The sequence below is a fragment of the Kineococcus esterisolvens genome (assembly GCF_050871405.1).
GTDB lineage: Bacteria > Actinomycetota > Actinomycetes > Actinomycetales > Kineococcaceae > Kineococcus.
Window position 1 is genome coordinate 1 of sequence record NZ_JBJLRI010000117.1, and the last position, 7686, is coordinate 7686.

A 7686-nucleotide genomic window follows, 5' to 3' on the forward strand; every position below is an offset into this window, starting at 1 on the left:
ATCGCAGCTTGTTCCAGACCGCCTCGATCATCAACGGTGTCAGCTTCTCGAAGTCCCCACGCGGCACGACAACCTCCCCGAATCACCCGATCGAGGAAGTGTTGCGCTGACCCCTTGAGACCGCCGTCGCTGCGGTTGGTCGGGGCGGAGACGTTGACCACACTGCCCCAGGTCAGCCCGCCGTCGGTGGAGCGTCGGTAGGAGATCGCCTGCAAGACGCCATCGGCCTTCTGTCGTTCGTCGGAGAAGTACATGACCAGCCCGCCGCTGGCGTCCACGGCCAGCGAGGGCTCCCACACGGTCGTGGTCGTCGAGGTGGGGCTGGGGTCGTACACGGCCGGCCCGCCGGTGTCGGCGGTGCTCACGTAGCTCCAGGTCAGCCCGTGGTCCAGGCTCTTGTACATCACCAGTCGGCTGCTGGAGCGGTCCGCCGGCATGATCATGCCCGAGAGCAGGAGCGTGCCGGCGGGCATGCTGCCCAGCTGGATCGGCGTCTCGTACAGGGAGGGCTGAGCCGTGCGGGTGAGGTTTGGGAACTGCGTGCTCGGGCGGATCGTCGCGATCCGGGTCCAGGAGGTCCCGTTGTTGGTGCTGCGGTAGATGGGGTAGACTTGTACGCTGTTCTCGAGCACTAGCTGGTCGAAGGTGACCAGCTGCGTGCCGTTGGCGCTGCCGCTGTTCTTCAGCACGATTATCTTCGAGTAGGTGGTGCCCGCGGCTCGCCCGCCTTCGGGGTTGAAGGAGGTGCCGGCGGCGGGGGAGTAGACCAGGGCGCCGTTGCCGGTGGTCACTGCGTGGGCTGGCGCGGAGGTGACTCCCTGGGCGGTGATGAGGCCGGCGGACAGCGCCAGCGCGGCCAGGGTGAGGCCGGTTCTGCGCGAAACGGGTGTGGCCAGCATGCCAGTCTCCGTCTCCGCTGGCGCCGAGACGTTCGCAGGAGCGGCACACCCCGAAACGGTGCCCGGCGAGGTGGACTTCGTGAAGACGGTGCCCGTTGTTGCAGGAGGCTGTTTGGGCGGGGTGTTCACGGGTGGAGCGAGTTGTCGCCGAGTGGCTGACGGTGCGAGGTCTAGGAGTAGGAGGGCGAGGGCGCTCCGCGCCGAAGAGGTACAACGTTGTACCCTCGTACGGTATCCGGCTCGCTCTTCGACGTCAACAGGCGGCGGTCGACCTCCAGGGCAGAGAATTCCCCACAGATCCTCGGCGCACCTTGCCGCGCGGGCCAGGTGTGCGCAGCCCCACGAGGAGCACCCGTACGGGGTTTGCAGCACGTCAAGCCGTGAGCCGTCAGAGGTCGCTCCTGCTGTTGTCAGGGATCGTCGCCGACGCGCGCGAGAATGTCGCCGGCGTCTGTGTACTCGGTGCTCGCGGCTCCGGTGCTGACGGGGTGTGGTGGTGATGGTGGAGGTCAGGGTGGCTGCGTCGGGCGGGCCGGCGCGTTGCTCGGGGAGCAGGGTTTCGTAGGTGTAGCTGGCTACCGCGACGTCGCCGGCGGTGCTCGCGAGGGTGTAGCGCACGGCCGGGTCTGCTGCTGCGCGGTCGAGATGCGCTCGAACCAGTCCGGTGCCCACTGAGCTGCATAGGCGTGAGCCATCACATCGCGCGGTGCCTGCTCGTACACCGCGTCAGCGGCTGCAGGAGTCAGGCACTGCATGAAGAAGCTCCTCGCGACGGCCGGTACGTGCGGTTGACTCCGCTTTGTTAGGGTCGAAGCCATGAGTCGATCTCGGTCAACCCTGGGTAGCGCGCCGACTCTCGCGAAGGACGCGCTCAGGGTCGTTGCACTGGGTGGCCTGGGCGAGATCGGTCGCAACATGACGGTCTTCGAGCACGCGGGCAAGCTGCTGGTCGTGGACTGCGGTGTCCTCTTCCCCGAGGAGCACCAGCCGGGTGTCGACGTCATCCTCCCGGACTTCACCTCCATCCGGGACCGGCTCGACGACATCGTGGCGATCGTGCTCACGCACGGGCACGAGGACCACATCGGTGGCGTGCCGTACCTGCTGCGCGAGCGCGCTGACATCCCCGTGGTCGGCTCACGCCTGACGCTGGCCCTCATCACCGCCAAGCTCACCGAGCACCGCATCCGCCCGGTGACGGTGGAGGTCGGCGAGGGCGACCACGAGAGCTTCGGCCCCTTCGACTGCGAGTTCGTCGCCGTCAACCACTCCATCCCCGACGGGCTGGCCGTGGCCATCCGCACCGCCGCCGGACTGGTCCTGCACACCGGTGACTTCAAGATGGACCAGTTCCCGCTGGACGGGCGCATCACCGACCTGCGCGGGTTCGCGCGCCTGGGCGAGGAGGGCGTCGACCTCTTCCTCACCGACTCCACCAACGCCGAGGTGCCGGGGTTCACGGCCTCGGAGGGGGAGCTGATCCCGGCCATCGAGACGGTCTTCCGGACGTCGCCGCGACGGGTGATCGTCTCCAGCTTCGCCAGCCACGTCCACCGCATCCAGCAGGTCCTGGACGCGGCCGCCGCGCACGGGCGCAAGGTGGCCTTCGTGGGGCGCTCGATGGTGCGCAACATGGGGATCGCCGCGGAACTCGGTTACCTGAAGGTGCCCGACGGCTTGGTCGTGGACCTGAAGGTCCTGGAGAAGATGCCTCCGTCGAAGGTGGCGCTGGTCTGCACCGGTTCACAGGGTGAGCCGCTGGCGGCGCTGTCGCGGATGGCGAGCGGCGACCACGTCATCCGCGTCAAGGACGGCGACACCGTGCTGCTGGCGAGCTCGTTGATCCCGGGCAACGAGAACGCCGTCTACCGCGTCATCAACGGGCTCACGGCCCTGGGCGCCAACGTGGTGCACAAGGGCAACGCGAAGGTGCACGTCTCCGGCCATGCCAGCGCCGGCGAGCTGGTGTACTGCTACAACATCGTCAGGCCGTCCAACGTGATGCCGGTGCACGGGGAGGCGCGGCACCTGCGCGCCAACGCGGACCTGGCCATCAAGACGGGCGTGGACCGGCGCAACGTGGTGATCGCCGAGGACGGCGACATCGTCGACCTCGTCGACGGGCAGGTCTCCGTGGTGGGCAAGGTCGCAGCCGGCAACGTCTACGTCGACGCCTCGACCGTGGGTGGGGCCACCGAAGCGTCGCTGAAGGACCGGCGCACCCTCGCCGAGGAGGGTGTGCTCACGGTCGTCGCCATCATCGACGCCGACACGGGGCAGCTGACCGATCCGCCGGACTTCCTCGCCCGCGGCTTCGTGCACGACGAGCGGACCTTCGACGCCGTGGTTCCGCTCATCGAGAAGGCCCTGGCCCGATCCGCCTCCGACGGGCACCCGGACGCCCACCAGTTGGAGGACGTCATCGCGCGGACCGTGGCTTCGTGGGCGCGACGCGTCCACCGGCGTGCGCCATTGATCATCCCGGTCGTCATCGACGCCTGAGCGGGGAGCGGGGGCCGTGCCGCTGCCCAAAGCGGGATCCAGGACAGCCGGTCACGACGCCGCCAGGGCACGCCGCCCGGGCGTGGGCCCCGTGCCCGGGCGCACGACGGCCGCCGGGTCGAAGGACCCGGCGGCCGTGGACGTGCTGGTCGATCCGGAAGTCGCCTCTCGGCGAGCGGCCGCTCGAAGGAGCTGAAGGTGAGGCCCGGGGGCATGCAGCGGATCGACCACCCCCTACAAGCACCACCACCGCGCCGGCATTCCCCGCACGCCCCCTCCCCGCCGGCGCTCCACAGCGACTGCGGACATCCCGCACCGACGCCTCGCAGCGGCACGATCGGCACCTGCGGCGCACCCGGACATGACGGTGGTATCAAGGGGTGAGCGCAACACCTCCCTGATCAAGGTAAGGGGAAGGGGCTGCCGTGCCGCACGGGGACTTCGGAAAGCTGACACCGTTGATGATCGAGGCGCTGTGGCAACGCCTGCGCACCGGCATGGCCGCCAAGCCCGCTGCTAGTACTGCAACGGCACTTATGGTAGATGATGGTCTTCGCGGTGGTGGATGCTGCTCTGGCGGAGCTTGATCGGGTGCATGGGCGGATCGCGCCTCGGTTCGGGCGGGCGGAGCCGCGGGCGCGGGTCCGTGCCTACGTGACCGGGCTGGCGGCGGGTCTGGAGCGCATGAACGGCTGGACGCTGGCCGAGCAGGCCGGGGAGGTGTCTCCGGATGGGATGCAGCGGCTGCTGCGGCGGGCGGACTGGGACGTCGACGGGGTCCGTGACGACGTGCGTGACTACGTCGTGGAGCACCTCGGCTCACCCGACGGCGTGTTGATTGTGGACGAGACCGGGTTCCTGAAGAAGGGCGCCCGCAGTCGTGGACTGAGGATCGTGACCGCTGCCGGGCGGCCGGGATCGGTGACGACGTCGAGTTCGCCACGAAACCGCAGCAGGCCATCGCCATGATCGCCCGGGCCTTCGACGCCGGGGTGCCGTTCGCTTGGGTCACCGCGGATGAGGCCTACGGGCAAGCCGCTTACCTGCGGGTGTGGCTGGAAGACCGTGATGCGGCACATGTGCTGGCCTGCAAGAGCAACGACACCCTCATCACCACCGACGCCCGCCAGGCCCGGGCCGCTGGGTTGGTCGCCGCGTTGCCTACTCAGGCGTGGCGTCGTTACTCCTGCGGGTCCGGCGCCCACGGCGAGCGGATCTATGACTGGGCCCGGATCCCGGTCCGGATCGCCTGGCGCACCGGGCGGGGACACTGGCTCTTGGCGCGTCGCTCTCTTGCCACCGGGGAACTGGCCTACTACATCTGCTACGGCCCCCGCGGCGCGTCTCTGGCTGATCTTGCCCGCGTCGCCGGGTCTCGCTGGAACATCGAGGAGTGCTTCCAGCAGGCCAAGAACGAAGCCGGACTGGATCACTACCAGGTCCGTGACTACCGGGCCTGGTACGCCCACATCACCCTCTCGATGCTGACCCTGGCCTGGCTGGCCGCCACCCGGGCCCAGATCGCGGAAGCTGACATCGCAAAGGGGGCGTCAGGTCCGCTGATGACGGCATGATCGCCTACACGCTACCCGAGGTCCGCCGCCTCCTCGCCAAGCTTGCCCTCGCCGCCCGCCACGCCGTCGAGCACGTATGGAACTGGTCCATCTGGCGTCGCCGGCGACAGCATCAAGCCCGCGCCTGCCACTACCGACGACGCGGACACGCCCCGCCGCAAGTGCCGTTGCAGTACTAGCGACCACGAGGCCCTTCACACCGCGCTCACTGCTGCGGCATGATCGAGCCACTCACCTGTCCGGGAAACCGGGTCAAGCTCCCGAATGCGAGGGCGTAGGCGGTGACGATCCACTGTCGTCGGTCGTCGGTCGTCGGTCGTCGGTCGTCGGTCGTCGGTCGTCGGTCGTCGGTCGTCGGTCGTCGGTCGTCGGTCGTCGGTCGTCGGTCGTCGGTCGTCGCCGAAGCCGAGGTCGGCCTGCGCGGATGGCAGGGCGATATTCACGATGCTCGAATCCAGCGCGACTATCGTCTGGGCGATCCCGATGCTGACCAAGGCCCGCCAGCGATGCTCAGATCATGTGTCCGGAGTCGCCACAGCTCGGCTCATGGTTGCCGCTCCTGCGCGATGAGTGCGCGGGCAGTGTCGAGGATGGTGGTCTGGACGTCGCGAGTGGTCCAGCCGAGCTGACGACGGGCCTTGCTGCTGTCGACAGTGCGGACGATGCCGAGCTCGTCGACAATCATCGCGAGGTGAGGGTCGCGTCGAGCTGCGAGTCGCACCAGGAAGTCGGGCAGCTCGCGAGTGGGAATCTTCTTCGCCTCGGGGAGGCCGTCGCGAAGGATGCGTGCGACGTCGCGGTACCAGAGGAACGTGCCCGAGCCGTTGTAGCGTTCACCGATCGCTGCGGGCTGTTCGAGGGCGAGGACGTGCAGCTGGGCCTCGTCACGCACGTCGACGACGTTCCAGCCGAGTCGCGGCAGCGCTGGCAGCGCCCGGTTCAGCAGTCGGCGGATCACATCGATCGTGCCGGCTCGGCCGGACGCGCCTACCGGTGGTCCCTGCATGAACGACGGCAGCACCGCGGTCAAATCTAGACCGAGTTCGTCGGCAAGCTCCCACGCGAGCCGCTCCGCGTGGATCTTCGAATCCGGATACACGTGCGTCGCGTCGCCGGACGGCTCTGACCACATGTCCTCGGTAGTCATGCTCGAAGGGGCGACCGATCGGGCGGCGGTGCCCGAAGAAGTGAACACGACTCGGCGCACGCCGACGCGTGCTGCCGTGGTGAGTACCCGTCGGGTGCCCTCGCGAGCAGAAGTAATCAGGTCTACGTCGTTGTCGAACGGCATCGGCGAGGCGGTGTGCAGCACGGCTTCGACGCCGTCGAGGGCCGGCGCCCAGCCCTCATCGTCGAGCAGGTCGGCTCGGACGAACTGAAGTACGTCCATTCCCTTGGACTGTTCCAGGATCGCCTTCCGCGCCGGCTCCGCGCGGGTGACGTCGCGCACCGAAGCACGCACCCGATAGCCACTATTCAACAACTCGACGATTACCCAGCCGGCGAGATATCCGGTGCCCCCGGTGACGAGGACGATGCCTCGCGACCTGGTCTCACTCATTTCGCTACCTCAACTCATTGAGTGCACTCACTGATGCAGTCAATGTACCATGTGTGCATGACGGACACCACCGTGGACGAGAAAGCGCAGATCATCCAGTCGCTGCTCGACATCGCCCACCACGCACAGGCGACGATCGCCGCGACGCTGGAGGACTTCGACGCGCCGGCCTCCGCAGCTCCCACGTTGCGCATCCTCGCGACGAGCGAGGCGCCGGTCACTCCCCGCGACCTCGCGAGGCTGCTCGAACGCGACCCATCCACTGCGAGTCTCGTTGCCGACAAACTCGAGCAGGCCGGGCTCGTCGCCCGGCAGCCTCACCCCAGCGATGGCCGCAAACGGGTGCTCGTCCTCACCGAACGCGGCCACCGGCTCTGGAAGACCCTCCGCGATCGGCTCCACCGATCCGCGATCCTCGATGACATGACGCCGTCGGAACGGCACGGATTGCTCGAACTGTTGGGCCGAATGCGAGCAGGCATGCGTCCCTGAGCGGCCGTAGGAGGACACTTCCCTGCGCCGCCGTGAACCAGGCGCTCTCGTGGGGCCGACTTCGTCGCCGGCCTCCCCCGGAGCGACGTCGTCGCTACCGATGCACCATCTGACGCGACCGTTCCGTGAGGAGCGCTCCCACGGCCACTGCGGCGGGTCGTGGCTTGCGCTCGCGCATCAGGGCCTTGGCTTGACGTTTGACCTTTGAGCAGGTCAGCCCAGGCAGTTGAGGCTGCGGGTCTGGACAGCAAAGCGGCCTTGAGGTGATCATCAGCGTTGTCGAGGCGCTGTAACCAACTCAAGGCCGTGGGGTGAAGTGTGTCCCAAGATGCTGGTGCTGTCGAGGCCCGCGAGGTGCTGTCGCGGTTTCGTCGAGACTTCTTCGGCTGCCTGCGGGCCCGATCGGATGCGCTGTTCGAGCTGTCCGAGGCACTGCTGTGCACCGACGGCGCGGTGCGCAGCCTGGTCGAGCTCAGTGAAGTGTCACGGCTTCTCTGCCGTCTTCATGTGGGACACGACTCCGGGATGCCCTCGCTGAGGGCAGCGTAGTGGGCGGCCTCAGCCTCCGCTGGTGGGCGGTAGTCCAGCCGGGAGTGCAGCCGGGCATTGTTCCACCACTCCACCCAGGTCGCGGTGGCGTACTCGACGTCGGACAGGG

5 protein-coding genes and 2 pseudogenes are annotated in these 7686 nt (G+C 68.1%); 3 read left to right on the forward strand and 4 right to left on the reverse strand.

All coding sequences use genetic code 11. From position 1 onward, the window contains the following. On the reverse strand, positions 1-899 hold an 899-nt coding region (locus ACRYR8_RS20500), incomplete at its 3' end, for a sialidase family protein (protein ID WP_432486093.1). Between the two features lie 816 nt (positions 900-1715). Here ACRYR8_RS20500 and ACRYR8_RS20505 point away from each other — a divergent pair. Continuing rightward, positions 1716-3401 carry a ribonuclease J gene (locus tag ACRYR8_RS20505; RefSeq protein WP_432486092.1) on the forward strand — a complete coding sequence of 562 codons (1686 nt, stop codon included), beginning with the start codon at positions 1716-1718 and terminating at the stop codon, positions 3399-3401. Positions 3402-3947: 546 nt separating this feature from the next. After that, positions 3948-4975 (forward strand): annotated as a pseudogene (locus ACRYR8_RS20510) (IS701 family transposase). A 229-nt stretch (positions 4976-5204) separates the two neighbouring features. Here the strand turns inward: ACRYR8_RS20510 and ACRYR8_RS20515 are convergent. Continuing rightward, positions 5205-5469: pseudogene (locus ACRYR8_RS20515) on the reverse strand (hypothetical protein); the annotation flags it as partial. Between the two features lie 50 nt (positions 5470-5519). Beyond that, entirely contained in the window at positions 5520-6536 is a 1017-nt protein-coding gene (locus ACRYR8_RS20520) for an NAD-dependent epimerase/dehydratase family protein (RefSeq protein WP_432486091.1), read from the reverse strand. Between the two features lie 57 nt (positions 6537-6593). On the opposite strand from ACRYR8_RS20520, the gene ACRYR8_RS20525 reads away from it, so the two are divergent. Next, positions 6594-7028, forward strand: a complete 435-nt coding sequence (locus ACRYR8_RS20525) for a MarR family winged helix-turn-helix transcriptional regulator (RefSeq protein ID WP_432486090.1) — start codon at positions 6594-6596, stop codon at positions 7026-7028. Positions 7029-7531: 503 nt separating this feature from the next. Here ACRYR8_RS20525 and ACRYR8_RS20530 read toward each other — a convergent pair. Beyond that, positions 7532-7684 (reverse strand): integrase core domain-containing protein, encoded by a 153-nt coding sequence (locus tag ACRYR8_RS20530; RefSeq protein ID WP_432486094.1) that lies wholly within the window; start codon positions 7682-7684, stop codon positions 7532-7534. Between the last annotated feature and the right edge of the window lie 2 nt (positions 7685-7686).

Excerpts from the sequence above, each read along its gene's own strand:
- ACRYR8_RS20520 (WP_432486091.1), bottom strand. The coding sequence starts at position 6,536 with ATGAGTGAGACCAGGTCGCGAGGCATCGTCCTCGTCACCGGGGGCACC.
- ACRYR8_RS20525 (WP_432486090.1), top strand. The coding sequence starts at position 6,594 with ATGACGGACACCACCGTGGACGAGAAAGCGCAGATCATCCAGTCGCTG.
- ACRYR8_RS20505 (WP_432486092.1), top strand. The coding sequence starts at position 1,716 with ATGAGTCGATCTCGGTCAACCCTGGGTAGCGCGCCGACTCTCGCGAAG.